The organism is Mycobacteroides franklinii (assembly GCF_002013895.1).
GTDB lineage: Bacteria > Actinomycetota > Actinomycetes > Mycobacteriales > Mycobacteriaceae > Mycobacterium > Mycobacterium franklinii.
In genome coordinates this window covers 115,046-140,115 of sequence record NZ_MAFQ01000008.1, presented here as the reverse complement: position 1 = coordinate 140,115, position 25,070 = coordinate 115,046, and the positions used below count along the sequence as shown (strand labels likewise).

19 protein-coding genes are annotated in these 25,070 nt (G+C 64.9%); 7 read left to right on the top strand and 12 right to left on the bottom strand.

The features are described 5' to 3' along the window. Positions 1–119: 119 nt before the first annotated feature. From recD to recC, 3 genes are read right to left on the bottom strand one after another with little or no spacing between them, the layout of a single operon-like run. Complete coding sequence (gene recD / locus B4393_RS15095) at positions 120–1,802, bottom strand: exodeoxyribonuclease V subunit alpha (RefSeq protein ID WP_078334780.1); 1,683 nt, start codon at positions 1,800–1,802, stop codon at positions 120–122. Beyond that, the gene (gene recB, locus B4393_RS15090) at positions 1,799–5,044 is read right to left on the bottom strand and encodes an exodeoxyribonuclease V subunit beta (protein WP_078334779.1); all 3,246 of its coding nucleotides are present in this window, start codon (positions 5,042–5,044) and stop codon (positions 1,799–1,801) included. The genes recD and recB overlap by 4 nt, the downstream gene beginning before the upstream one ends. Further along, a complete protein-coding gene (gene recC, locus B4393_RS15085; protein ID WP_078334778.1) occupies positions 5,041–8,274 on the bottom strand; it encodes an exodeoxyribonuclease V subunit gamma in 3,234 nt (1,077 codons plus the stop codon). Before recC ends, recB begins: the two co-directional genes overlap by 4 nt. A 159-nt stretch (positions 8,275–8,433) precedes the next feature. Between recC and B4393_RS15080 the strand changes: the two genes are divergently transcribed. Together B4393_RS15080 and B4393_RS15075 are read left to right on the top strand one after the other, a co-directional pair. Beyond that, the gene (locus B4393_RS15080) at positions 8,434–9,678 is read left to right on the top strand and encodes an acyltransferase family protein (protein WP_078334777.1); all 1,245 of its coding nucleotides are present in this window, start codon (positions 8,434–8,436) and stop codon (positions 9,676–9,678) included. A gap of 72 nt (positions 9,679–9,750) precedes the next feature. Further along, complete coding sequence (locus B4393_RS15075) at positions 9,751–10,455, top strand: Rv0518 family GDSL lipase (RefSeq protein WP_070939075.1); 705 nt, start codon at positions 9,751–9,753, stop codon at positions 10,453–10,455. On the opposite strand, the gene B4393_RS15070 is transcribed toward B4393_RS15075, so the two are convergent. The 5 genes from B4393_RS15070 to B4393_RS27500 all read right to left on the bottom strand — a co-directional run bounded on the left by B4393_RS15070 (position 10,398) and on the right by B4393_RS27500 (position 16,025). Next, positions 10,398–11,168 carry a GNAT family N-acetyltransferase gene (locus B4393_RS15070; protein ID WP_078334776.1) on the bottom strand — a complete coding sequence of 257 codons (771 nt, stop codon included), beginning with the start codon at positions 11,166–11,168 and terminating at the stop codon, positions 10,398–10,400. The two genes, B4393_RS15075 and B4393_RS15070, sit on opposite strands and share 58 nt — an antisense overlap. A gap of 157 nt (positions 11,169–11,325) precedes the next feature. Next, the gene (locus tag B4393_RS15065; protein ID WP_078334775.1) at positions 11,326–11,910 is read right to left on the bottom strand and encodes a hypothetical protein; all 585 of its coding nucleotides are present in this window, start codon (positions 11,908–11,910) and stop codon (positions 11,326–11,328) included. A gap of 69 nt (positions 11,911–11,979) precedes the next feature. After that, positions 11,980–12,123 carry a hypothetical protein gene (locus tag B4393_RS27830; RefSeq protein WP_164909393.1) on the bottom strand — a complete coding sequence of 48 codons (144 nt, stop codon included), beginning with the start codon at positions 12,121–12,123 and terminating at the stop codon, positions 11,980–11,982. A 540-nt stretch (positions 12,124–12,663) separates the two neighbouring features. Further along, positions 12,664–15,750, bottom strand: a complete 3,087-nt coding sequence (locus B4393_RS15060) for an MMPL/RND family transporter (protein WP_067992162.1) — start codon at positions 15,748–15,750, stop codon at positions 12,664–12,666. Positions 15,751–15,860: 110 nt separating this feature from the next. After that, complete coding sequence (locus B4393_RS27500) at positions 15,861–16,025, bottom strand: hypothetical protein (protein WP_157901281.1); 165 nt, start codon at positions 16,023–16,025, stop codon at positions 15,861–15,863. A 98-nt stretch (positions 16,026–16,123) separates the two neighbouring features. Between B4393_RS27500 and B4393_RS15055 the strand changes: the two genes are divergently transcribed. Continuing rightward, entirely contained in the window at positions 16,124–16,765 is a 642-nt protein-coding gene (locus tag B4393_RS15055) for a TetR/AcrR family transcriptional regulator (protein ID WP_085981140.1), read from the top strand. A 91-nt stretch (positions 16,766–16,856) separates the two neighbouring features. On the opposite strand, the gene B4393_RS15050 is transcribed toward B4393_RS15055, so the two are convergent. Beyond that, positions 16,857–17,525 carry a TetR/AcrR family transcriptional regulator gene (locus B4393_RS15050; RefSeq protein ID WP_232783764.1) on the bottom strand — a complete coding sequence of 223 codons (669 nt, stop codon included), beginning with the start codon at positions 17,523–17,525 and terminating at the stop codon, positions 16,857–16,859. 75 nt (positions 17,526–17,600) lie between these two features. Here B4393_RS15050 and B4393_RS15045 point away from each other — a divergent pair, with 75 nt between their 5' ends. Then, positions 17,601–18,470 (top strand): metal-dependent hydrolase, encoded by an 870-nt coding sequence (locus B4393_RS15045; RefSeq protein ID WP_011895469.1) that lies wholly within the window; start codon positions 17,601–17,603, stop codon positions 18,468–18,470. 759 nt (positions 18,471–19,229) lie between these two features. Here the strand turns inward: B4393_RS15045 and B4393_RS15035 are convergent. From B4393_RS15035 to B4393_RS15025, 3 genes are read right to left on the bottom strand one after another with little or no spacing between them, the layout of a single operon-like run. Next, complete coding sequence (locus tag B4393_RS15035; RefSeq protein WP_041800308.1) at positions 19,230–19,805, bottom strand: carboxymuconolactone decarboxylase family protein; 576 nt, start codon at positions 19,803–19,805, stop codon at positions 19,230–19,232. 35 nt (positions 19,806–19,840) lie between these two features. After that, positions 19,841–20,938, bottom strand: coding sequence for a zinc-dependent alcohol dehydrogenase (locus B4393_RS15030; RefSeq protein ID WP_043985022.1), 1,098 nt, complete (start codon positions 20,936–20,938; stop codon positions 19,841–19,843). Continuing rightward, positions 20,935–22,428, bottom strand: coding sequence for an acetyl-CoA acetyltransferase (locus B4393_RS15025; RefSeq protein WP_067992167.1), 1,494 nt, complete (start codon positions 22,426–22,428; stop codon positions 20,935–20,937). The genes B4393_RS15030 and B4393_RS15025 overlap by 4 nt, the downstream gene beginning before the upstream one ends. A 180-nt stretch (positions 22,429–22,608) precedes the next feature. Here B4393_RS15025 and B4393_RS15020 point away from each other — a divergent pair, with 180 nt between their 5' ends. The 3 genes from B4393_RS15020 to B4393_RS15010 are packed head-to-tail and all read left to right on the top strand — an operon-like array spanning position 22,609 to position 24,637. Continuing rightward, positions 22,609–23,202 carry a TetR/AcrR family transcriptional regulator gene (locus B4393_RS15020; protein WP_011895464.1) on the top strand — a complete coding sequence of 198 codons (594 nt, stop codon included), beginning with the start codon at positions 22,609–22,611 and terminating at the stop codon, positions 23,200–23,202. 48 nt (positions 23,203–23,250) lie between these two features. Continuing rightward, positions 23,251–23,685 carry a PaaI family thioesterase gene (locus tag B4393_RS15015; protein WP_011895463.1) on the top strand — a complete coding sequence of 145 codons (435 nt, stop codon included), beginning with the start codon at positions 23,251–23,253 and terminating at the stop codon, positions 23,683–23,685. Positions 23,686–23,737: 52 nt separating this feature from the next. Continuing rightward, positions 23,738–24,637, top strand: coding sequence for an alpha/beta fold hydrolase (locus B4393_RS15010; RefSeq protein ID WP_011895462.1), 900 nt, complete (start codon positions 23,738–23,740; stop codon positions 24,635–24,637). Positions 24,638–25,070: the final 433 nt, after the last annotated feature.

The following is a 25,070-nucleotide window of genomic DNA, read 5'->3' as shown; positions in this document are numbered from 1 at the left end:
GTCCTAGCACGGCTGCGGTCATGGCTTCTATGCCAGTGTGCCGGATGGAGGAGGTGGAGGTGGCCGCATGCGGCTTCTCTGCCGTTCTGTTGGCATGTTTCCGACGGCATATGTAGTGGTCATGGTGTCGTGGTTACGCCTGCTAATGGTTGATCGGCCCTAAGTCGTTTCCCCAACCCCGACGCCCGGACCGCCTGTCGCTGGATCGCAGTCCGCACCTCGGCCTCGGACCCGACTACCCGCACGCGCTGCTTGGCCCGCGTCACTGCGGTGTAGAACAGCTCGCGCGTCAGCAGCCGGGAATCCTCAGAGGGCAGCAGCACAGTCACTTCATTCGCCTGGCTGCCTTGTGACTTGTGAATCGTCATGGCGTGCATGGTCTCCACCTCGACCAGGCGGCTGGTCGCGAAGGACGCCCCGCCGAATACGGCGCGCAAACCGTCAGCCCCGGCCACCGTGACGCCGGTGTCGCCGTTGTACAGCCGCAGCCCATAGTCGTTGGATGTCACCAGAATCGGCCGCCCCGCATACCAGGCCGCCCAGTGCGGCTCGCCTGTCTCCTCGGTGATCCAGCGCTCCACTTGACGGTTCCAGTGCGTCACCCCGAACGGCCCGTGCCGGTGTGCGCACAGCAGCCGGTGCTCGTCGAGCACCCCCAGCGCCGCCGGTACGTCACCCGCCAGACTCGTCGAACGCAACGCAAGTGCATGGGGGACAAGCACATCGCGCAGTCCATCCGAATCCGTCGACCATTCGACATGCGGATCTCCAGAAGCCAGCACCTCCAGCGCACGGTCGGCGTCCCCGTCGCGTACCGCTGCTGCCAACGCGCCTATCGCCGCACCGAACCGGTGCGATGTGCGCAGCGCCGCCACTCGCGCGGACCCCAGGCCCTGCACCAGATCGGCCAGCACCGCTCCGGCCTCCACCGATGCCAGCTGATCCGGGTCGCCCACCAGCAATAGCCGGGCCTGCGGGCGCACCGCCTCCAAGAGTCGCGCCATCATGGTCAGCGACACCATCGACGTCTCGTCCACCACAATCACGTCGTGCGGCAACCGATTTCCGCGATGATGCCGAAACCGGGACGACGTATCGGGCCGTGATCCGAGCAGCCGATGCAGCGTGGTCGCCTGCAGCCCAGCAAGCCGCGATTGGTCGACGGGATCCAGCTTGCCGACCTCCAGCTGCACCGCTTCCTGCAGCCGGGCCGCCGCCTTGCCTGTCGGCGCCGCCAGTGCGATACGCAGCGGCGACGCGGTCGCTGATGATGCCTGTTCGGCCAGCAGCGCCAACAGCCGCGCCACCGTGGTGGTCTTGCCGGTTCCCGGTCCGCCCGTCAGCACCGTCAGGCCCTGTGACAGCGCTATATCGGCAGCCGCACGCTGCTCCTCGAACCCGGGTGGGAAAAGTCGCTCGTAGGTGGGCACTTCGGAGTGTGGTTGTGCGGCGGCCATCAAAGCCTGAACATCCGTGCATACCTGCTGTTCCTCGCGCCAGTACCGATCGAGATACAGCAGCTCGCCGAAAAGCCGTAGCACGGAAGGCTGACCGGCCAGCGGACTTGCCCGTACCGCCGCCAACCACGCATCTGTGGCAGGCCAGGGCAGCGACGGTGCGTCCACCTGTGCCGCCACCGCAGCCAGGTCCACACACACCGAGCCGCCGCGTAGCGCCCGCACCGCGAGTGCGACGGCCAGTTCCACCGACTCGTCAGTCTCGGCGGCCAATGTTGTCAGCCGCTGCGCCACAAGCACATCCGCCGATTCGAGAATGTCGCCGAACTCCTCTATCAACCTCATGACAGCAGCTCCGACAGTGCGACCACCAAGGTCGCCGATGGCTGCCAGCTGAATACCCCGGCCGGATGTCCTTCTACCACCGGTGTATCCGCCCCGCACATGCCGCGCACGAACAGATACACCGTGCCGCCCAGATGCTCCTCCGGTCGATACTCCGGCAGTCGCCAGGACAGGAACCTATGTAACACAACGCTGTACAGCAGCGCCTGCAGCGGATAGTCCGAATGCAGCATGGCCTCCACCATGCGCGGCCTCGAGTAGTCGGCCGCCGTCAACGGTGTGTCGCCGGTGCCCAGCCAGTTGGTCTTGTAGTCCACCACCACGTACCGCGAGTCGACCCGCAGCACCGCATCGACGGACCCCGAGAGATACCCGCGCAGGCTCTGCCCGCCCAACCCGGGACCCGTCAGCCGTGACGCGTACACCGCCAGTGGGTCATCGGCCGCAAGGTGCTCTCCTAACAGCGCGCCCACATCGGCCAGCCGCGGGAACGATCCTCCGGCCGCATCACCACCCGCCAGCGGAAACTCGAAATCGAGCTCGCATAAGCGATCCCGCAATCCGATCTCGCGCAGTGTCGCACCCGGGAGCAACGGGCCCAACGGGGTGTCATGCATGGGCTCCAGGGCCGCGGCCAGCTCCGGAGCCGGAACCTCGACGGGCCAACGCTCTGCGTGTTTGACCACCTGCGCATGAAGTTCCCCAACCAGGTCCGGTGAGAACGGATCCGTGGTTTCCAGCACGGCGTGCACCAACGAACCGAAGGCCGCCCCGGCTGGCAGCTGCGCCATCGGGGAGGGCACATCGGTGCCCGTCGGTGTCGACCGCAACGGAATGTCGTCCACCTCGTCGTCCAGCTCGACGGCCTCTGGCTCGCTCGACACCCCCGACTCCTCGACGGCACGCAGCAGACCCGAATACGAGGTGCGTCGCCACGCGGTATCGATCGGCCGATCAAACACCCGCACCGCCAGATCCCCGGAAATCGACGGCGCCGCCGCCGGAGCAAATCCGGCGACCAGTGCCTCCTCGATCACGGGGCCGCCCTCGGCTTCCCATGCGCGCAGCCGTTTGAGCGCATCCACATCGGAAATCTTGGCGGGAGCACACTTATCGGGCACCGAGGGATTTCCGGGAGCACGCCCGCGCAACAGCCGAGACAGGCCACCATTGGGCTCGTCGAAGGACGGTGCCCACCACGCCACCACTTGGGACTGCGCCCGCGTCAGGGCCACGTATGTGAGCCGACTGGCATCACGGGCCGCCTCGGTGCGGCCCGCCAGATCGGCCATCGAGTAGTCAGGATCGTCTCTGCCGCCGATGTGCAGACAACGCACTCCATCCTCGTGATACAGCACGTAATCGCGTTCCGGGGCATGTCGATTGAATGAGAACGGCAGATACACGATGGGGAACTGCAGCCCCTTGCTTACCCACACCGTCATGATCTGCACGGCCGCGGCATCACTGTCCAGCCGCCGGTTGCGTTCGGCCTCGGCCCCGCCCTCCGAGCACTGCGTACGCAACCAATCGCGCAGCGCGGCCAACCCGAAGCCATTGCGGTGCGCCGTGTCCTGCAGCAGCTCCGTCAGGTGGGAAAGATCGGTCATCATCCGCTCGCCGCCCCGCCAGGACAGCACCCGGCTCCCCATGCCGGCCAGTTGCGCGGCCTCGAGTACCGCCGCGACTCCGCGCTCGCGCGCTCGTCCCGCCCACGCCCGTAGGGTGGCCGCGATCTCATCGGTCAACGATTCGCCGCCCGCGGCAAGAGTTTCCGCCGTCTCACCAAAGAACACCGTCGCCGCGGCCGCGTGCACCAGACCGGGTCGGTGCGGCTGATCGAACGCCTCCAACAGGTACAACCAGTCCTGTGCCGCATCGGAACTGAACACGTCGGTGTCGCCGGTATAGACAGCGGGAATCCCGGCCTCGGCCAATGCCGTGTGACATGCGCGTGCATCCTTGTGCGCCTCCACTATCACCGCGATGTCCCGGGCCCGGACCGGTCGGCCGTCGAAGGTGGCCCCGCTGGACAACAGCGCGCCGATATCGGCGGCGAGATCCTTGCCGATGCTGCGCCGCAGCTCGGCGATGGGAATGACCTTGATGCCGTCCCGATTTCGCGACACCACCCGCAGCCGAAAAGGGTCGTTGTGCGGGGCACCTACCAGCCGATGCCCCTGGTGGTACGCCTCGACGTCATGGACCACGATGTCCGGGCCGCCCAGCTGCGCACCCCGCAGCACCGCCTGCAGCCGGTCCACCAACGCGGCATCGCTGCGCCAGTTGGTGCCCAACGTCTGCTTGTCGCCGGCAGTGGCCGCCGCACGCAGATAGGTGTCGATATCCCCGCCCCGAAACGCGTAGATGGCCTGCTTGGGGTCACCGATCAGGATCAGCGTCGAGCGCCCGGAGAAGGCCCGCTCCAGGACCTGCCATTGCACCGGGTCGGTGTCCTGGAACTCGTCCACCATGACGATGGGCCAGCGCTGGTGCATCCGTGCCCGCGCCGGGGAATCCGGGGCGTCCAGCGCATCAGCCAGGCGGGTCAGCAGATCATCGAACCCGAGAATGCTGCGGCGGCGCTTACGAATCTCCAACTGCTCCAGTACATCCCGGGCGAAGGTCAGCGCGGCCCGTGCGTACGAGTCGGCATCCGGCTCCAGCGGACGCAGCTGGGTTGCCGGATTGCGTACCACCTCCCTGGCCAGGCGCAACGCTGCCGGGTGGCTCAGCGGAGGGTTGTCACGTTCCTTGCCGAAATGCGTCAGATACCGGTCGTTGACGATCTCGCAGACCAGGTCGTCAAGGTTCTCGACCAGCGTCACGCCGGAATCGCTATCCCCAGCCACACCCAGGGATTTGAGCACGATATGGCAGAACTGATGCGTGGTGGCAATGGTCGCCGCGTCGAAACCTGCCAGCGCGTCCCGCAGCCGCCGCTGGCGCACCTCATGGTCGGCTGAGATCAGATACCGCGTCAGATCCGTGCGCGCCGTCGATGGATCCTCGAAGGCCCGCAACGCATCCACGATCTGGCCGCGAACCCGGTCGCGGAGTTCCTGGCTGGCGGCGCGGCCGAACGTGATCAGCAGCATCTGATCCAGCGTCGCGACACCCTCGGCGACGTACCGGGTAACCAAACCCGCCAATGCGAATGTTTTTCCGGTTCCGGCGCTGGCCTCCAGCACGGTGGTGGAGCGCTCAACGGGCAGCGGCCCCAACAGGTCAAAGCGTTTCATGAGCCCCGCTCCGCGCGCAGCAGCGGTAACCACAACCGCGCGGAATACGCACCGAGACGGTTTGTTTCGCCCTCGGTCTCTTCGCCGGGCCGCAATGGCTGCATCAGATGGCGCAGCCAGACACCCTTACCGAACGCTCGCTCGACGGCCGGGTCCGCGTCCTCGCCGGGAAAATTGCCGGAGCGCCAACGATATCCGGCCTGCAGTTCGGGGTCATCGCGTGTTTGACGGGCGTCTGCCCATGCGTAGGAGGTCTTGAGTGGCAACGGCAGCGGCTCGCGGCGCCCTGCGTCGTAGATGGCCACCAAGTCACGTAGTACGCCTACCGGATCGGTGGGCCGCCCGAGCGTCCGCGCCAGTGGTTTCGGGCCACGTCGGGCGCGGCCGATGCACACCGCCGACCAGTCCTGCTGGGGATCGTGTGCCGTCAATGCCGCCAACGGAATCCACGACTGCAGCAGATGTTTGGCATCGAGCCGCGAATAGGTGACCGACACCAGTCGCTCGCCGAACACGGGGGAGACGGTGCCGGTGAGCCGGCGGCTATCGCCGAGATCGATATCGATATCGAAGGCTCGAGTGTCATCGGTTCGGTAGCCCCTGGTCTCCTCGGCGAGAGCGGCGCAACGGTCCCGCAGTTCGGAGACCCGCCGCCAGCCCAGCTGGCCGGGGGGCAACGTGCCGCGCCGCCATTCGGCCTGCTGGGCGTCGGCTGGCGACATACCGCGCAGCATGTCGGCCAGCATGCGGTCACCCACCGTCCACTCCTCGAGCGCGTCGATCTCGACGGGCATGTCATCGGACACGCCGTCCACATCCCACGGCAGGGTGTAGTCCAGGGCGCGGAAGAATCCCTTGATGGGGTGGTTGAAGAATGCGACGAGGTCCGCCAACGCCACGTCGGTGACGGACGGTGCTGGTAGCGGACCCGAGATGAACGAGGGCCGTTCGGCGCGCGCACCCGCGGCGGCGCGGGCGGCGATCAGGGCGGTGGTGTCGAAGGTGAAGGGGTGCCCGGGGATCACGCCGTCCGGTGTCACGTTGCGAATATCGAACGGCTGCAATGGGTGCACCACGTGCACCCGCGAACGCACCGGCCGCGCCGTGGTGATGTCCAACGCGTCCAGCAGCTCGGCGAGCGGCACCGCCGGGGGCCGGGCCTGCCCCGAGTATTCGTTGGCGCCGGTGTAGGTGAGCACCAGGGTTTCGGTGGCGGCACCGATGGCGTCGAGCAGCAATTGCCGGTCCTCGGAGCGGATATCGCGTTCACCCGTCATCGGATCGCGGGCCAGCGCGTCGTCCCCGTCGACGGCGCCGAGCCGCGGGAAGACGCCGTCATCGAGCCCGACGAGGCAGACCACCCGATGCGGAACCGAACGCATCGGCACCATGGTGCAGACAGTCAAAGTGCCGGTGCGGAAGTTGGCGCGCGTAGGTCGACCGGCCAGATGGCGATCCAGAAGTGCGCGGATATCACTGAGTCGCAATAAGACCGGATCGGCGTGCGCCTGGATCTCCGCGAACTCACGCAGCATCTGGGCGCGGGGCCAGTCCTCCGCATCCTCGGACAGGGCATCGATACCCGTCGACAGGGCGGATAGCCACTCATCCAGGGGCCGGGTGCCGGTCAGTGAAGTCACGGTGGTGTGGAGTTGGGCAATGAACTCGGCAAAGCGGCCGGCCAGCTCGACGCGGTTACTGCTCACATCGTCGAGCGGCAGCGTGGCACCCAGCCAGGCGTGTGAATCCTCGGACATCGCCACCCCGGCCAGTACCCGATCGATACCGAAACGCCAGGTGTTGTGCAGGAAATCGACTCCATAGGGTGCGCGATGCTCGGGGTCGAATCCCCAACGGATGTTCGCCTCCCGCACCCACGCGGTGATCGCGTCCAGATCGTCGTCGGTGAAGCCGAATCGCATGCGCACCGGCGCCGACTCCGCGAGATTCAGGACCTCGCTGGCGGTGGCCCGCCCACTGGCCAGGCCCAGCACCTGTGCGGCCACCGTCAACAGCGGATTGGTTTGCACCAGAGCACGATCGGCAAGTCGTACCCGCAGTTGATGAGCCGGATGGGCACCGGGCACCGACTCGCCGAGACCGAACCTGGCCGATATCAACGGTGCGTACGTCTCGATGTCCGGGCACATGACGAGGATGTCGCGCGGCTCCAGCGTCGGATCGTCGGCGAGTAGTCCCAGCAGGACCTCGCGGAGCACATCAATCTGCCGGGCGGGGCCGTGGCAGGAATGCACCTGCACCGAGCGGTCACCTACCGCGAGTTCCCGCCCGTGCGGACGTGTCTCATCGGCCGCGAGATCGGATTGCAGCCAGCCCAGTAACGTATCGGAAAATGTTGTCCCACTGAGATATTCGTCGGACGCGGGGTCGGGTAACACGTGTTGCAGCTCACGCACATCCCGGCCCAGCGTGGCCAGCAGGGGGTGGCGCACGGCGCGATGCCCGGTGTCCGCGCGCCGCGGAGCCGGGCCACGCTCGTTGCGCAGCGTGTGCCAGAGCGTGTCACTGGGGTGCGGCAGCCACAGGTACAGATCGTGGTGCGTTGACAGCGCCTCGAGCAGCTCGACATCGGTGACCGGAAGCCGGGTATGCCCGAACAGGGATATCCGTTCCGGCAGATCCGACGGCGCCTCCCGCAGGCGTGCCAGAACCTGACGGTGCCGAACATGCGGGGGGACTGCCTTGACCCGCGAAACCAGCGCCCGCCACAGCGGCGGCTGCCACGCTAGATCCGGCTCGACCGCGTCACCGTCGAGCCAGGAGATCAACAGCTGCGGGCGCTGCCGTGCGTAGGACGCGAACAATCCCGCAAGCCGCCGCGCCACGGCATAACGCCTGCCTTGGCGCAGCTCACGTTCTTCACCGGCTTCGAAGAGCCCGAGATGTGTGGCCAGTGGTGCGGCCCAGGGCCGGTCCAGGTTTTCGTCGATCGCCGAGAGCAGCGGCCAGACCAGCGCATCGGGTGACCAGGGATCGTCGTCGAGCGTGCCGGTGAGCTCGGCGACGAGCGAGCGCGGGCTCCGGAACTGCACCGCCGCGCACACCCCGAGCCGGTCCGATAGCCGTTGGCTCAGCCACCGTTCGACACCCTTGGCCGGCACCAGCACCAGCTCTTGGGCAAAGGGATCCAGGACGGGTTCAGCCAGCAGCCGGGCGAGCCCGTCGGCGAGCGTGTCGGTCCGCTCGGCCCGGCGCAGGTGAAATGCCATCGCCGCAACGATAGAACCCAGGGGTTCGAGATTCAGGCTTTGGCAGGTTGCGCTGTTAGTCTCCGAAGAACGCCGGAATTGGGTCGCGGGGAGGCGTGCTCAACCGGTTGATCGCAAGGAAGCGCGAAAGAGCTGGTAGCGAGCTTGACGGAGAGAGTTGTGCGCGGCGGAGAGATCAAGGCCCTCACGGGACTTAGGATCGTTGCCGCCTTCTGGGTGGTGCTCTTCCACTTCCGGCCACTGCTGGAACAGGCCGCCCCCGAATTCCGGTCCGCGCTGAACCCCATCCTCAACTGCGGCGCCCAGGGCGTCGATCTGTTTTTCATCCTCAGCGGATTCGTGCTGACGTGGAATTACCTGGACAGGATGGGCCACCGCTGGTCAACCCGGGAGACGCTGCACTTCCTGTGGCTGCGCCTGGCCCGCGTCTGGCCCGTCTACCTGGTCACCATGCACCTGGCTGCGCTGTGGGTCATCTTCACCATGCACGTCGGGCACGTGCCCGAACGTATCGACACCTTCGACGCCACCAACTATGTGCGCCAGCTCTTCATGGTGCAGCTGTGGTTCCGTCCGTACTTCGACCTGTCCAGCTGGAACGGCCCGGCCTGGTCGATCAGCGCCGAATGGCTGGCCTACCTGCTCTTCGGCGGCCTGGTTCTCGTCATCTCCCGGATGGCGCACGCGACGCGTGCCCGCAGCCTCGTGGTACTGGCCGTGCTGGCCTCGCTGCCGCCGGTGATGCTCCTGCTGCTGACCGGGCAGTTCTACACCCCATGGAGCTGGCTGCCGCGCATCGTCATGCAGTTCACCGCCGGCGCGCTCGCCTGCGCGGCCGTGAGTCGGCTCAAGTTGTCGCACCGTTCCCGGCATATCGCCGGCTACGTCGCACTGCTCATCGTCGCGACCATCGTCGGCGCGCTGTACTTCCTGGACGCACACCCGATCTCCGGCGTGGTCGACAGCAGCGGGGTAGTGGACGTGCTGTTTGTGCCGTTGGTGATGGCGCTGGCCGTGGGTATCGGCCCGCTACCGACAGTGCTCTCGACACGTGTCATGGTCTACGGCGGCCAGATCTCCTTCGGGTTGTACATGATCCACGAGCTCGTGCACGTGTCGTGGACATGGGCAACCAAGCAGTTCGAACTTTCGCTGCTCGATCCCGGCGGCGGCTGGATTGTGATCGGGTTGCTGGTGCTGGCCGTGGCGTTGTCCATGGCGCTGTACCACTGGGTGGAAGAACCGGGACGACGGTGGATGCGCCGCATGATCGGCGTCACCAAGCCCACCATCACCGACCATCACGCCACACACAACGGCCACAAACATCGGGTGCCCGAGAACTTGGCCGAGCCCGAACGGGAGCCGGTCGCTGTTAGTTCCCTGGGAGTAACGACTCGTTAGTTTCAAACGAATAACGCTGTGCCGCAGCCGGGTTTGAGTGCCCCTAAAATGCTGGGGACAGTGGAGGTAGCAGTGGTTCGTCTGGCCGCGTTCATCATCGCATTCGGGTTTCTGATTGGTTTTCCGATCGGTAGGGCTGCGGAGCACCCGCAGCCGGTGCGGCCGTACCGGCTGGCCTACTCCGGATCAGGCTTGAACCATGTCGCGGTGGTCAGCGATTCCTACACCACCGGCACCAGAGAAGGCGGCCTGGGAGCCAAGTCGTGGACGTCGCTGGCCTGGCGGATTCTGGGCCGAGAAGGGGTCTCCGTGAGCGCCGACGTCGCCGCCGAAGGCCGCGCCGGATACGGCGTGCGCGGAGATCACGGCAGCGTGTTCGCCGACCTCACCGGCCGGGTGGTGCATCCCGACGACGAGCTGGTGGTGTTCTTCGGCTCGCGCAACGACCAGGGCGTCGACCCCGATGCGTACGCCGAGGCAACGCGCAGCACGTTGGAGTCGGCGCGGCGCATGGCGCCCGCGGCCAAGCTGCTCGTGATCGGTCCGCCGTGGCCGACGGCCGACGTCCCCGATGTGGTGACGCAGCTGCGGGACATCCTGTACGGCCAGGCCCGCGCGGTCGGGGCAGCCTGGGTGGATCCGCTGGCCGAACGCTGGTTCGTCGGGCGCCCGGAGCTGATCGGCTCGGACGGGGTGCATCCCAACGACGCCGGGCACGCCTATCTGGCCGACAAGATCGCTCCGCTCATCGGTACCCGGCTTACCCGCCGGCTCTGACCGGCGATCACGTCGAAGGTGCCGAACAGGGTGAGCCCTGCGGCGGGAGCCAGCGCGCTGGACGCGGTGTTGGTCACCTGGCAGCGGTACTGCGGCTCGTAGCCCTGCGCGCAGGCGTATCGAAACACCGCACGCACCAACCGTTGGGCATGTCCCTTGCCCCGGAAGATGGGCAGCGTCAGCACCCCCAGATCCATGATCGCCGCGTCCTCCCACTGGTAGATGCTGGAGACGGCGACCAGGCGGCCATTGTCAAAGGAGCCGAACACGGCCCAGTGGTCCAGTTCCACCTGGGCATCGTCCAAATCCTGTTCTGAGGCAGCCGATTCGAAGGCTTGGAAGATGGCTTCATCGTCATCCGTCAGCTGACGGATGTCCCCGGTTGGGGCCGTGGCGACGAGTGCTTCGCGGGCGTCGTCGGTGAAGTAGAACAGGTTGTCCGCGCCGTGCATCGAAATCCCGGCCTTATCCAGGCAGGCCCAGAAATCTTCTTCCGAGATGGATTGGGCACCATCGAATCCCGCACGCTCGGCGAGTTCGGGCACAAGGGAGACACCGGCCTTACCGTCGACCGTGCGGAGCACCATCAGCTGTCCGTCGTCGTCGAGGTCAGGGTAGGCGGCGAGCTGGAAGTCCGCGCCGTCGTGAAGCACGGTGCCGCGACGGAAGTAGGTGCGCCAGAAGTCGGTGACGATCGGGGAAAAGTCGGGCATCGGCTCTATCTGCTCAAGGTAATCGGTTATGGCACAAACGGATCCAGAGTAGAAGCCGGGTCGAAAGGACGCCACCAAATAATCGGGGTGCGCCGTCATGAATCAGGCCGCCTGCATCCCGAAGGACACAGGCGGCCTGATCTACGTTCTAGAAGCGTCAGTTCATCAGCGACGTGAGCAACGGGTTGCCCGAGGTCTGGGGACGCTTCTCCGGGTCGGTGCAGTCCTTCCACTTCCCGTTTTCCTGCACGAACTCGCGCTCCTGGTTGGCGGTGACATCGTGGCCCTGCGCGGTGACAGCCGCAGTGGCCGTCGGCGGGGTGACATTGATGTCGGAGACGTTGTAGGTCACGCTGGCCAGCACCTCACGGGCCGCGTTGTGGAACGAGGACCGGTAGGCCTTGTCGTCGTTGTTCTGGATCGCGGTGGTCAGTGCCTGTGTGGTCGGAGCGGAGACACCGGCCGCCGACGCCACGGCGTTGATCATCCCGGGCCCGTAGCCGGAAATCTGGCTCAACGGGGGGATCTGGTCATCAGCAGTCTTGGATGCCACCACGCCGCGGAACTTGTCGCAGAAGAACGTCGAGAGCTTGGCGTTGTCGAGCGACTTGATAGCCGTCGCCTCTCCGGCGACGATGTCCCTGATCTGCTGCTCGTCGGCAGGGGCCGCGGCGGCCAGGGCGGGCCCGCTGAGTGCGGCGGCCAGCGCGATCACGCCAGCGCTCACGAGGCGTTTCTTCATGTAGAGCTCCCATTCGTCGGGTTTTGACAAACCTTACCGAAAGAAATGTCGCGTGCCCCCGCTTAGCTGTTACCGATATAGAGCAACCAGCAGCACCAGCGCCGCCAACACACCGATCAGCATCACGGCCTTGCGCAGCTTCCAGGCGAGAAGCAAACCGATGGCGATGGCCGCAAGGGCGACGGGATGCGACGCGAGCGCAGAGACGTCCATGCCTCCACCATGTCACGGTGCCGGGGCCACGTGCCGATCCGCCATACGGATGAAAAAGGCCCCGACCGAGTCATCTCCGGTCAGGGCCTTACTTCTAGCGGCGGGGTACTCGGCGCTATGCGCCTCCTACCCTCTCCCTCGCCTCGGGTGAACGAGCACGCTCGCTCACCTCTCAGCTCAGTCGGGGTGGCGGGATTCGAACCCACGACCTCTTCGTCCCGAACCACGCCACCTGGGGTTTTGATGACGTTGGGTACGTTGGCCCGCGTAAGTTTTCCCAGCTCAGCTGCATTGGGTGGGTTGGCGCGCGCAGGAGTCGCGAAAATCTACTGCGGACTGCCTGCGGACTGAGACACCTTGGTGGTCAAGGCCGCCTTTGATTTACCGAGAGCGGGAACCTTGAAATCAGGATGTCAGTTTGGACGCTTACTCGACGGGCTTGCAACACCAGATCACGACGGATCCGCAACCAAAGATCACGTCTGCGAATGGACCTCGCGTTCCTCGCATTCCTCGCTTCCACTAGTAGTGCGTTGCTCCTTATTTCTGCGTGGCGGTGTCAGCTACTGGGGTCCGCGTTGCTTTGGAAGGCCACCAGCTGGCTTCGCGTAGAAGTGTGGCGATGGCGGGCACGGTGAGGGTGCGCACGAGGAAGGTATCGAGCAGCAATCCGAAGCCGATGATGAGGCCGGCTTGGATCATGATTGCGACTGAGCCGACCATGAGGCCGAACATGCTGGCGGCGAATATCAGACCAGCTGAGGTGATGACGGCTCCGGTGTTTGCCACGGTGCGCAGGACGCCGACGCGGATGTTGGTCCCGGATTCTTCGCGGAGCCGTGAGACGAGCAGCATGTTGTAGTCGGCGCCGACGGCGACGAGGATGATGAATGCCAGTAATGGTACGGGCCAAGCGATTTCGTAGCCCAGTCCCCATTGGAATACCACAACGCCGATGCCGAGCGAGGCGAGGTAGTTGAGCACGACGGTGCCTAAGAGGTAGAGCGGTGCCAGGAGTGCGCGCAGCAGTAGGACCAGGATGACGCCGACGATGATTATGGTGGCGACGGCCAGTTGTGCGAAGTCGGCCCATAGGAATCGTTGGATATCGGAGTTGACGGCGGGGAAGCCGGCGACGGATACGGTGGCGTCGGCGAGCGACGTGTTGGGTCGTGCGGTGTTGGCGGTGTCGGTGATGCGGCTGGCGAGCTCCATGGCTTCGACGCTGTAAGGGTCGTGGCTGCTTTCGATCATGAACCGCGCGGTCTTGCCGTCCGGTGAGAGGAATTGCTTGGCAACATCGGTGAATTGCCGGTTCTCGAATGCATTAGCGGGCAAGTAGAAACCGCTCGAGGAGTCGGAGTCCGCCGCTGCGCGTGAGGAATTCTGTAGTTGGGTGGCGATCTGGCTCATACCGGACAGCATTTCGATGTTGCTGTCGGCGAGGGTGCGGACACCGGTCGCGAGTGCTTGAGCGCCGGAGGCGAGCTGTCCGATTCCCTCCTGCAATCGGCGGAGATTGGTGGCTAGGTCGGCGGGGTCACCGAGGGCTCCGAATGCCTTGTCCAGCGAGGCGACTGCGTTCTGGACGTTGGAGAGGGTGCCACCAACGGTGGCATTGGTCGCGGGATCGTAGCGGTCCCCGAGGTCGGCGATCTGGTCGAAGAATCCGCTGTCGCGCAGGCTGACCAAAATCTTCACCTGGTCACGAATTTGGGCGCACTGCGGGGTGGCGGCACACCACGGTGAGGTGTTGAGCGCGCCCACGAGTGGATCGAGCTGGGTGATCGCGTTCTGCGCCTGGTTGGCCAGCGGTCGCAGTCCTGGGCCGGATTGGATGGCTTGGTCGACGGCGGGGGCGGTGGCGGAAAGTTGTTGCAGCAGTGGGCGGAACTGGTTGACCTGAGTTCCCGCGGATTGAGCTTGGGTGAGGATTCCGGCCAGTGGCGCGAGGGCGGTGCGCACCGTGCCATCGAGTTGGGCGAGGCCGTCGGCGAGCTGGTCGGCGCCGCCGGTGAGTTTGGCGAGGTCGTCCTTGCGTGAGTTGCCCTCGGCGACCGCGCCGGCCATTTTCTCGCCGATCTGGCCGTTCTGCCAGGCCAGTTCTGCTTGGTCGAGGCGCTCCCCGGTGGGGCGGGTGACTCCGGACACCCTGGTGACGCCGGGGATCTGGGAGACGCGAGAGGCCATCTCGTCGAGATCGGCCAGCCCCCTCCCGGTCCGCATGTCGGTCGGGTTCTCTACGACGAGGAACTCGCTGATGACGACGTCCTTGCGGAAGTGGCGGTCCAGAAGTTGGTAGCCCTGGTTGCTGGCCGTGGTGTCTGGTTGTCCCTTGCGGTCGTCGTAGCTGATTTTGATGGTCGCAGCGGCTGCCGACAGGGCGAGCAGGATGGCCAGGCTGACGATCAGCAGTGGCACCGGACGGCGGACCACGGCGACGGCGACGCTGTTCCAGTAGCGGCGGGTGCGATCGGATTTGGGTTCACCGATGCCGCGTTTGGCGGCTAGCGACAGCACGGGTGGCAGCAGGGTGACGGTCGCCAGAAATCCGAACAGCACGGCGATGGCACACGCGGGGCCCAGGGCGGCGAAGACGCTGAGCCGCGCGAAGACCATGGCCAAGAACGCGAGTGCCACGGTGGCGGCGGACGCCAGGATGACGCGCCCGATGCTGGCGGTGGCGTGGATGATCGCCTGATCGGCGGGTACTTGGGCGCGGCGCTGCTCGTGGTACCGGCTGATCAGAAAAACTGTGTAATCAGTTCCGGCGCCGAGCAGGATCGCCGTCATGAATGCGACGGTGAACTGGGAGACCGGCATGCCCATCTCGCCGAGGGCGGATAGCACGCCGCGCCCAACCGCCAGGCTCAACCCGATTACCAGCAGTGGCAACAGCGCGGTGAACACTGACCGGTAGACGATCAGCAAGATCAGGGCGATCACGCCGGCGGTAGCGATCGAGATCAACAGCAGGTCGTGCTCGGCGGAGGCGATCATGTCGCTGAAGGTCGCCGGTGGTCCCGTCACTTGGACGGTCGTGGTCGATCCGGTGAACACCTCCGCGGCGATGTCGCGCACCGCGTTCAAGGATTCGGCTGCCGTGGGGTCTCCGAGGGTGCCGGTGACACCGACGGGCAGATACCAGGCTTTGCGGTCGGCGCTGACTGCCTGAGCTTCGGTAATCGGATCGGCCAGCAGGTCCTGCACCAGCAGGACGTGGTCGCCCTCGGCCTGCAACCGGCGCACGAGTTCGCCGTAGCGCTGCCGTGCAGTTGGAGTCAAGCCAGTGGGGTCTTCCATGGCGACGAACACCATGGTTTTCGAGCCTTCTTCGCCGAACGCGGCGCTCATGCGGTCAACCGTCTGCAAGGACGGGGCGTCGCGAGGAATGAGGTCCACCGACTGTTGGCGCACCACGGTTTCCAGCTGTGGGAACAGCAGCGCGAGAACCACCGCGGCGCCTAGCCATACCCCGATGACGAGCGCTTTGTGTCGGAGGGTGAACCGGGCCAGGGTCGCCAACCGTTCGCTGTACTCGCGAGTGTCGGCCGGGTCGGTGGATCCGTTGGCGCGCCGACCAGGCCGCTTGGCCTGGCTTGGGGCATCTGCACTGCCGTCGGTCACTTGGCCTCCACTGGTAGCGATACTGCCGGTATCGGTACCCTACCGCACGTAGTGCAAGTGGTGACGGCGACCGGTGGGGGCCTCGCTCAAGAGCGTCATGAGTCGACTCCCTACGGGATTGCGGCGGGCCAGTCGGCCGCGAATACCTGCACGGCGTGCAGGGCGCCTCCTACCGCCACCGTCGCCAGTGCCGCACGATCACTGCTGGGGGCGGGAATGACGACAGCCGCTGCCACGTCTCTGAGAACTCGAAGTTTGAGCGTTCTGATCGTCAATCGCTGCCCTCCGCGGAGTCCTATGGTGGCACGCGCCCCCATTGGGGGCGGATGCTACCAAAGTGTTGCGACCTACTGTGGCTTGCCAAGATGGACATGTGCGGACGCGGTCGAAGAGATGGGGCGGGCGTACCGGTGCTGAACGCCGGGCGGAGCGCCGTCAGCGCCTCATTGATGCCGCGACGGAAATCTGGAGTGAAAGCGGTTGGGCAGCAGTCACGATGAGAGGAGTGTGCGCCAAAACCGGCCTGAACGACCGTTACTTCTACGAAGACTTCAAGACCCGCGACGAGTTACTTGTCGCTGCATGGGACGGCGTGCGCAACGAGATGCTCGGTGAGGTTTCTGCGACGCTCGCAGAACGCATCGGGCAGCCGCCGATGGAGACCATCCGCGTGACCATCGCCGCGGTGGTCGACCGGATTGCAGAGGATCCGGGCAGGGCGAAGATTCTACTGGCTCAACACGTGGGCAGTTCCCCGCTTCAGGATCGGCGCGCTGTCGCACTGCAGGAGGCGACACACCTGGTGATCGCAGCCAGTGAGCCACACCTGAGGCCGGAAGCCGATGAAACCGCCCTTCGGATGGACACACTGGTGGCCGTTGGTGGCTTCGTCGAATTGATCACCGCATGGCATGCAGGTTTGCTTGACGTCATCCAGGGGGAGATCGTGGAGCACACGAGTCGGCTTGCCGAGACGCTCGCCGAACGTTATTTGGTCGACGACGCTGGCCTCTAATGTTGTACAGCGGCGTTCATGTGTTCAGTCCGGAATGAAGCAAGCGGAGGCACCTCGACATTCGCGAAGCGCGGCCGGGAGGCGCCAGAAGCTAACTCTGAGGTTTGGCTTTGGTCGTGGCCGACTCGACTGCGTTCTGCAGCAGCACATAGCTGCCGAGGCTGCCCAGGAAACCTGCGCAGTGCTGAACGAGTTCATCGGTGGTGAACTCGAGTTCTCCGTCGAGCCAGCGGCGCAAGACTTCGAATAACCCACCCACACCCAATGTCGAGGCCAAATGGGCAACGCCCACTGCGGAGTCGGCGATGTCAAGGTGAAGTCTGGCCTCACGCAATACGAGGTCGGTGAAACCGGTCATCATGTCGCTGCGTAACTCCCGAAGCAGCGGCTCCGTTGCAGATTCCACGAACAAGATCCGACCCAGTCGAGGATCATTGTTGATCATGCTGACCAGCCCGCGGATCGGCGCGTACGCGAGCACCTCGGGTGGGGCGCCGGCATCGGGGATCGCGTCAACTATCACCTCCTGGAAGGTTGCGTAGAGCTGCTGGTAGACAGCTCGCAAGAGGGCGTCTCTGTCAGGGAAATGCTGATAGAAGTAGCGTGACGTCACGCCGGACTCAGCGCATACGGCAGTCACCGTGGCGGCGGCAACGCCGTGCGTGCCGATCAACTCCATCGCGGCCTCGATGAGACGCGTGCGCCTGTTCCGGTGACGCTCCTCGGCGGACATCCCGCTGTACACCCGCACCGATCGCACAACGCATAGCTTGCCATCTAATTCTGACTAGGCGTAAAGTCAGATCATCAGTGCCCATGACAACAGGAGAACAACATGAGCGACGATTCGTCCACACGGCCCACCACGCGGGTCGTCCCGAAGCCCCGCCGTGTCCGATTCGACATGCCTGCTGAGACCAGTCGGCAGCACTTCGTCGATGGCGACTTGGTGATGAGCCACTTTGTGTCCACCTTGTCGGCCACGTTCCCCGAAGGCGAAGACTTCTTCATCCGGTCAGTCCGCGAGTACCGGGACCACATCAGCGACGCTGACCTGAAGGAGGCGGTCAAGGGATTCATCGCTCAAGAGGCCACCCACCGGCACCAGCATCGGCTGCTCAACGATCGCCTTCAAGCGATGGGCTATCCCACCGAGGGGATCGATCGGCATATCAAGAAGTTGGTTGGCCGACTCGAGAAGCGTTTTTCTCCCAAGATGCGCCTGGCTGTGACGGCAGCCCTCGAGCACTACACGGCGACATTCGCCGAGATCATTCTCACCAGCGACGAAGCTCAAGAACTGATCGGCTACACCGAGGTGCGGCCGATTCTGCTTTGGCACGCACTGGAGGAATGCGAGCACAAGGCCGTCGCTTTCGATGTCTACGAGACGGTCGGTGGAAGCGAACGCACCAGGGTCTGGGGAATGCGGATCGCCAGTCTCCTATTGTTCACCGAGTTGGTCATCCAGACCACCCGCTCTCTGGCCGGCGATCGTGCCGCCTACAACCCGGTGCGGTTGCTGCGCAGCCTTCGAGCCTTCCGTCATAACCCGCTGTTCAGCCGAGCAGCGATTGAGCGCTTCCGTTCCTACACCCACGCCGGGTTCCATCCCGACGACTGGGATAGCGCAGAAATCCTCGAACGTTGGACCAAGGAACTCTTCGACGCCGATGGCGGCCAACAGCTACGGAGTAACGTGTAGGTCGACAAGTACTTTTGTGGTGAAAGCCGCCATATGGAACGACCTCTTCACGAAGAAGTGCGTTGCGCCGTGGCCGCATCGCGCGTTCAGGCATTCCGCTGATGCGGGCGGAAGGGCCATTACCGCCGTCCCGTCAGCGTCCGAAGACGTCCCGGCAAATCTGCACACAAGTTGGCGCCGTGTCAGCGAGCGCGCATGTCTTCTACGAATTGCTGTCCGGAGTTGCGATGCCGTTCGCGTCGGTGATTGGTCCGGTGCCGGCAGCGACGGGTTGGGGCATGAGCACCGCAGTAGTACTTCGCATGGCGGAACGTGCCGATAAGCGTCACGAGGCTGTCCTCGGTGTTGTGAACGGCCTGTTCCTGACGACCGTGTTGGCTCACTTCATACACTGGCCGAAGCGCTGGAGATTTGGTGTGCCAAGCCTGTCCGAGTGCGAAGGACTATGCGGCCCAATCCTGGTGCCTTACAACGGTATTCTTTACATTTCGGGGCTCAGTGCTGTAGCCGGATTGCTGGAGAATGGTCGCCGAGGTGCGGTCCGTGGTGCGATCGTCCCGCTGCTGGGTGTTCCAGTTCTCCTTCGACTGCAGCGGATGGAATTCCGTCGGCTCAGTCTTCAGGCCCGGCGCAATCCTCGGTGGTGGAATCGCCGTCTGCAGATGCAACCGCCCGACCGTTCGACATCGTCAGATCCCGACCAACAGGTGCTAGGGGCAGAGTCATAGCACGGAGTCGACATGGCGAGCCGATCACCCTTCAGTCAACGGAGGGTCGAACTCCGTCAGGGGGCCATCCTTCGAGGCCGTCTTCTAGCGGCACGTGCAAGGACCGCAGCAGCGCTGAGAACAATCTCCAATTCCCGATCGCGGCGACGAGTTCGACGAGGACGGCCGGGTCCCCGTGCAACGCGCGCTGACACTCAGCCCAGGTTTCATCCGAGATGGTGCCGTCACGCAACGTCTCGTCTGTCGCCGCCAGTACCGCCCGCTCGGCTTCGCCGAAGTGGCCGGCGTTCTGCCAGTCGCGCACCCCGAGCAGGTCGCGTTCGGGCACATCGAGCAAGCGGGCAACCCTCCAGTGTTGCGTCCACTCATAGACCGAATCAGTGACCCAGCCGATTCGCATGATGATCAGCTCCCGTAGCCGCGCATCCAGCGCGCCTTTCCACAGCAACGCCTCCAGCATTCCATGCAATGCGACGGCTACAGGGGGCTGATGAAGCGCGATCCTGAAAACAGACAGTTCAGCCATGGCGTCCGGAATCCCGCATTGAGCGGCGCGCTCGCGGGCATCTGTCAGGGCAAGCATGTCAACCCGGCTTTGGCTGCTCACGGTGGATCCTTCCGGTTGGGCGCTAGTTGGCGCTGTCAGGCGATCGGCACAAAGACGTTGTGCAGAGCGGGGACCCGGTCCGGCTCGTTGCCGGCCAGAAGGTCGAGCAGCCCGGGCAGGCCGGCGAAACCGGTGATCTCGCGGTGCAATTCTTCGAAGGGCCAACGCCTAGAGACCAGCAGCTCGATGGCGCTCTGGTAGGCGGGGTAGTCGACCCCCAACGAACCGAAGATGCGTAGTTCCTTGAATACGAGCAGGTCTGGCTCGAAGCCCGGCGCTCCGCCGCCGCCGCGTGTGCCCGCGACCACCACGCGTCCGCCGGGCTGCGCGAGTGCGACGGCGTCCGCGAATGCGGCTGGCGCCTTCGCGGTGACGTCGACGACGACATCTGCGAGCCGGCCGGTCGCCATTTGCAGGGCCTGCGCCGGGTCGTCTTCGGTGACGTCGATGGTCAGGTCCACGCCGAACTGGTGGGCTGCGGCTAGCCGAGTTCGGTCGCGAGGGCCGACCCCGGTCATCGCGACGAATGCCGCTCCGGCCTCCTTGGCGGCTACGGCAGCACAAATCCCGCGGATCCCTGGTCCGAGGACCGCGACGACGTCGCCCGGGCTTGTCTCGGGCAACATGGCAGCCCATTTGATCCCTGCCCCAAGCGGATTGAACAACGTCGCGACGATCGGGTCGAGTCCGTCCGGGACCGGCAACGGCATGGAATCGAACGGCAGATGCAGGTGGGTTGCATAGCCTCCCCACAGGCCGGGCGGGATGTTCACGTCGACGAAGCCGAACATGGTGGCGAGGCCGTTGCTCGAGCACCTGCGATACTCGCCGCGGCCGCACGAGTCGCACTCCCGACACGATCGGAACACCTCGACGGCGACTCGCTGACCCACCGAGACGCCCCAACGCTCGCGCGCGGCGTCACCGATTCCCTCGATGACGCCGATGATCTCGTGTCCGGGGATGAAGGCGAACCCCGTCGGCAGGTGTCCGCTGAACTGCTCGTGGTCGGTTCCGCAGAGCCCGCACGCCTCGATCCGCAGGAGACCGGACTCGTCGTCGATGCGCGGCACCGGAAGATGCCGCCGTTCAAGGGTGCGCGGCTTGGTCAGCACGAGCGCGTCGGCGTTCACGACAGTTCGAATTCGACGTGTCCGTCCGCCTGCCGCACGGCGACTTGGTGTCCGACGCACATGTCTCGTGACATTGCCACCGCCACCTCGGCATCGTCACTGCGCGCCGCGACGCGGCGGCCGTCGGTCATGCGCGCGAAAATCGGCACCCAGGAGGGGCCTTGGTCACGGTCGTGCACGACCGTGTATCCATCTATGGTCGCCTCTCCGGATGCGTCGGCGGGAGAAGCGACCGGGAGGGAGGTGCCGTCGATCGCAGACTGCGCATCGGCCATGTCCGGAGTCTGCCATCCCGTTGGCGGTGGAGTCGCCGACCACAGACCCAGCGAGTGCTTTGTGATGTACCAGCCCAGTCCGGACACGAGCCCGACGGCGTCCGGGTCGCTCCTGCAGCGTCGCACCATCTCGACGATCGAATGGCTGACATAGTTGTTACCCGGCCCTCCGTGGTAGGGCAGTCCGCCGGTCACCGTGAACCCGCGGTCATCCGCCGGGTCGAGATCCAAGGCGTCGATCGCCGCCTCGACCGCGGAAGGAAAGCAAGAGTAGAAATCAAACCATCTAATGTCGTCGATGTGAAGTCCACTGGCCGCCAATACCGCCTTGCCGGCGGCCCTTATTCCGGCGGAACGACCCAGATCAGGCCGCTGAACCGGGAAATACACGTCGTTGCATGTGGCCGACGACCACGGGAAGACCCAACGATCACTGGGCACTCCGAGTTCCTCGGCGACTTCGGCGGCCATGATCACGAAAGCGGCAGCCATATCCACGGCGATGATGCTGTTGAGCAGCTTCGGATACGGCTCGCACACCATCCGGTTAGCCGGGGAGACCGTGCTGAGCTCGTCTGCGCTACGGGCACGCGGAAACCAGGCCTGCTCGAGATGTCGGGACGCCTCAACCGTGAACGGAGCCATCAAGTCACCCAGCCAGCGGCGCTGTTCGTCGAATGTGCGGCCTGATCGGGCCGCGATCGCGGATTCGAAGATCGGGTACACCTCGTGCGGCCAATGTAACCCGGCGCCCACCTCGGCTTCGCTCAGTCCCGGGCGGGTGTCACCGAGTGACTCGTCCTGTGCTGCGATGGGTTTGGGCTCCAAAAGTGCGCTACCGGATGCGACTTTGCGTGCTGACGCGCCGCTTTCCGCTCCGACGATCAGAGCCCCGTCGCTGACGCCGCGCCAAATGCGGCGGCCGAGGACCTCGACCAGATACTGGGGGGTGTTGCCGCCGACCGGACAACTGATGCGATGATCCGGCGTCAGCCCAGTCGCTTCGGCAATCCTCGACGCGGGGTTGTCGCGTGGGATCATCAAGATTCCGGGCGTCGCCACGGTATCGATGCGATGCCCGATCGCGGCCGAAGCATCATGCAGCGCTCGACGCGCGGCCTCGGCGGCCAAATCGATGGGATCGACGGTGCCTTCACCGCGATGTGTCAGTTCACCGACGCCGACGACAACCGGAGTGCGTGGTGGGATGGCCAACGGTCAGATCACGCTCATCGTCGAGGTCTTCTATGCGACACGACTGCGATATTGTCACATCCGTTTCCATGCGACAACCGCGGGTGTTCGACAGAGCGGGTCCCTTGACAGGGCATACTCGTACCCGTGACGAAGAGATCGTTGCGGCGGGGCGACGCGACTCCTGGGCGAAACCGCGATATGGCGCGCGATCGCCTACTCGACGCCGCCGAAACGTGCCTGCAAGGCAAGGGGCTGTCGGGCACCACGATGGAGGATATCGCCAGGCATGCGGGCGTATCGCGCGCCACGGTCTATCGCTACTTCGCTAGTCGCGAATCCGTCGTATCCGGTGTCATCGTCCGCGCAGCGGAACGCTACCTGCACCGCACCAGCGGACGGATCTTGGCGCACACCGACTTGGGCTCTGCCATATTGGACTTCGTTGCAGTCACGGTGCGCGCGGCACGCCGCGAACCGATAATCGGCATGCTCTTCGCCAGCGACGATGAACTCGCCGGCGTGGGACTGGCCGAGGGAACGTCGGTGGCGCTGTTCGAACTCGTCGCCGAGTTTCTGCGACCCGTGTTCGCCGCACACTGGCATCAACTCGAAGCCGGCGTTTCGGTCGATGACGCCGCCGAATGGATTTTGCGCATCATCCTCAGCTTGCTCGCGGTTCGCGGCCCCCGGCACCGCAGCCCCGAAGGAATCGATGCTTTCTTGCGCCGATTCCTGCTTCCCGCGCTACTGGCCGACACTCACAGTTGCATTGCTGCGACAACTGCGGAGTAGTGTCTCAGCGATGGCATCGGTATCGCTGAACGAAACGAGGCGCTGACCATGGACTTCCCCCAGTTCAACAAGCAAATAGCCGAGGAGCTCCAGCACGCGGGGGGAACCTCGGGAGGGCTCGCCAAGTACTTGGACTTCCGCCACATCGAGTTCTCCGCCGGGAGACTGGTAGTGGAAATGGACGCCCGAGCCGATTTGTTGACTCCTTTCGGCACTCTGCATGGCGGATGCCTGTCAGCGATGGTCGACCACTGCTTGGGCGTGGTGTTCTATCCGGTGATCCCACCTGGGTCATGGGTGGCCACAACCGAATTCAAACTGAACCTCCTACGTCCGGTGTCCAGTGGAGTCTGCGTTGCGGTCGCCGACATCATCGCGCTGGGGAAGCGTAGCGGCGTCGCCAGGATCGACATCACCAATACGGGACGCCCGGTATGCGCCGCACAGGGAACAGTGACCGTCGTCGCCCAGAGCGCCTCGTGATCCGGTCGCGGAACGAGAACGCTGCCCAAGGCGACCATCGAGGACACAGCAAATGACCTCAACGTTCGAGCGCGTCCGCAACGAAGACGGAACCGCCCTTGCAGCCGATGTCTACCGACACGAATCCGCCCGCGCGGTCGTCATACTGCTGCACGGCGGTGGACAGAACCGCCATGCCTGGGCGACTACCGCGCGCCGCTTACACGCGCGCGGGTATACCGTCGTCGCTTACGACGCCCGCGGTCACGGCGACAGCGAGTGGGACCCCGATGGTCGATACGATCTCGACCGACTTGCATCCGACCTGCTGTCGATTCGCCGATATGCCAGCGATGGCCGCCCGCCAGCTGTCGTTGGCGCATCCTTGGGCGGCATGACGGTGTTGGGAACGCATTTGGTGGCGCCTGCCGATCTGTGGGGAGCCGTCGTACTGGTCGACATAACTCCGCGAATGGAGTTTCACGGAGCACGCCGCGTCGTGTCTTTCATGGGCGCCCATCCCGACGGATTCGATACGCTCGACGCGGCCGCGGACGTCATTGCCCAGTACAACCGGCATCGCGCTCGGCCCAAGAACTTGGACGGTCTCCGAAAGGTCTTGCAGCAGCGCGACGACGGTCGGTGGATCTGGCGATGGGATCCGGCGTTCATAGCTTCCAACTTCGAGTTCCTGCAGGGCGACCCAGCAACTGGTGCCAAAGAATTCGGCGCCATAAGCGACCTTCTCATCGAAGGGGCCCGCCGCGTGCGAGCACCAACGCTTCTCATTCGCGGCGTTCACTCCGACGTGACGTCGCAGCAGTCGGTCGAGGAGTTCCTCGAAGTCGTACCGCACGCCGAGGCTGTCGACGTTTCGGGCACGGGCCACATGGTTGCGGGCGACGACAACGACGCCTTCACTTCGGCAGTCGCAGATTTTCTCGACCGCACGCTGAACGACTCGTCGGACTGAGCGTCTTTCAGGGCCCTGCGATGGCCGCGGCCCGGCCACTCTGGTTCGTTGTCGAGGTGTCAGAACTACCTCCATGAACGGAACCCCGGCGGCGCAGTATCGGCGCATCCGAAGGCAGCGATGCCAAACCGTATGGTTCGACCATCGCCTGGGCCGAATTATCATTCGAACCGAAGCATTTTGCTGGTGGGCGCTGTCCAGGTCGGATCGAGCGGTCGGAGTTCTCCGAACCAGTGCCCGCACACCTTGACGAACACACCCGCCGCCGGGGCGACCCGGATCAGATCGGCGCTGCTGTTGGGATCTTGGAGTCAGTCGACGGCCGGGGGCGAGTCCAGAGGACAGCCTACTGCTATCCAGGCTTCAGCTTCGGTATGCGGGAGGCGGGCGGGCATATCCGGCGCCCGATTCGACCACCTCGTCAGAGCGGCGG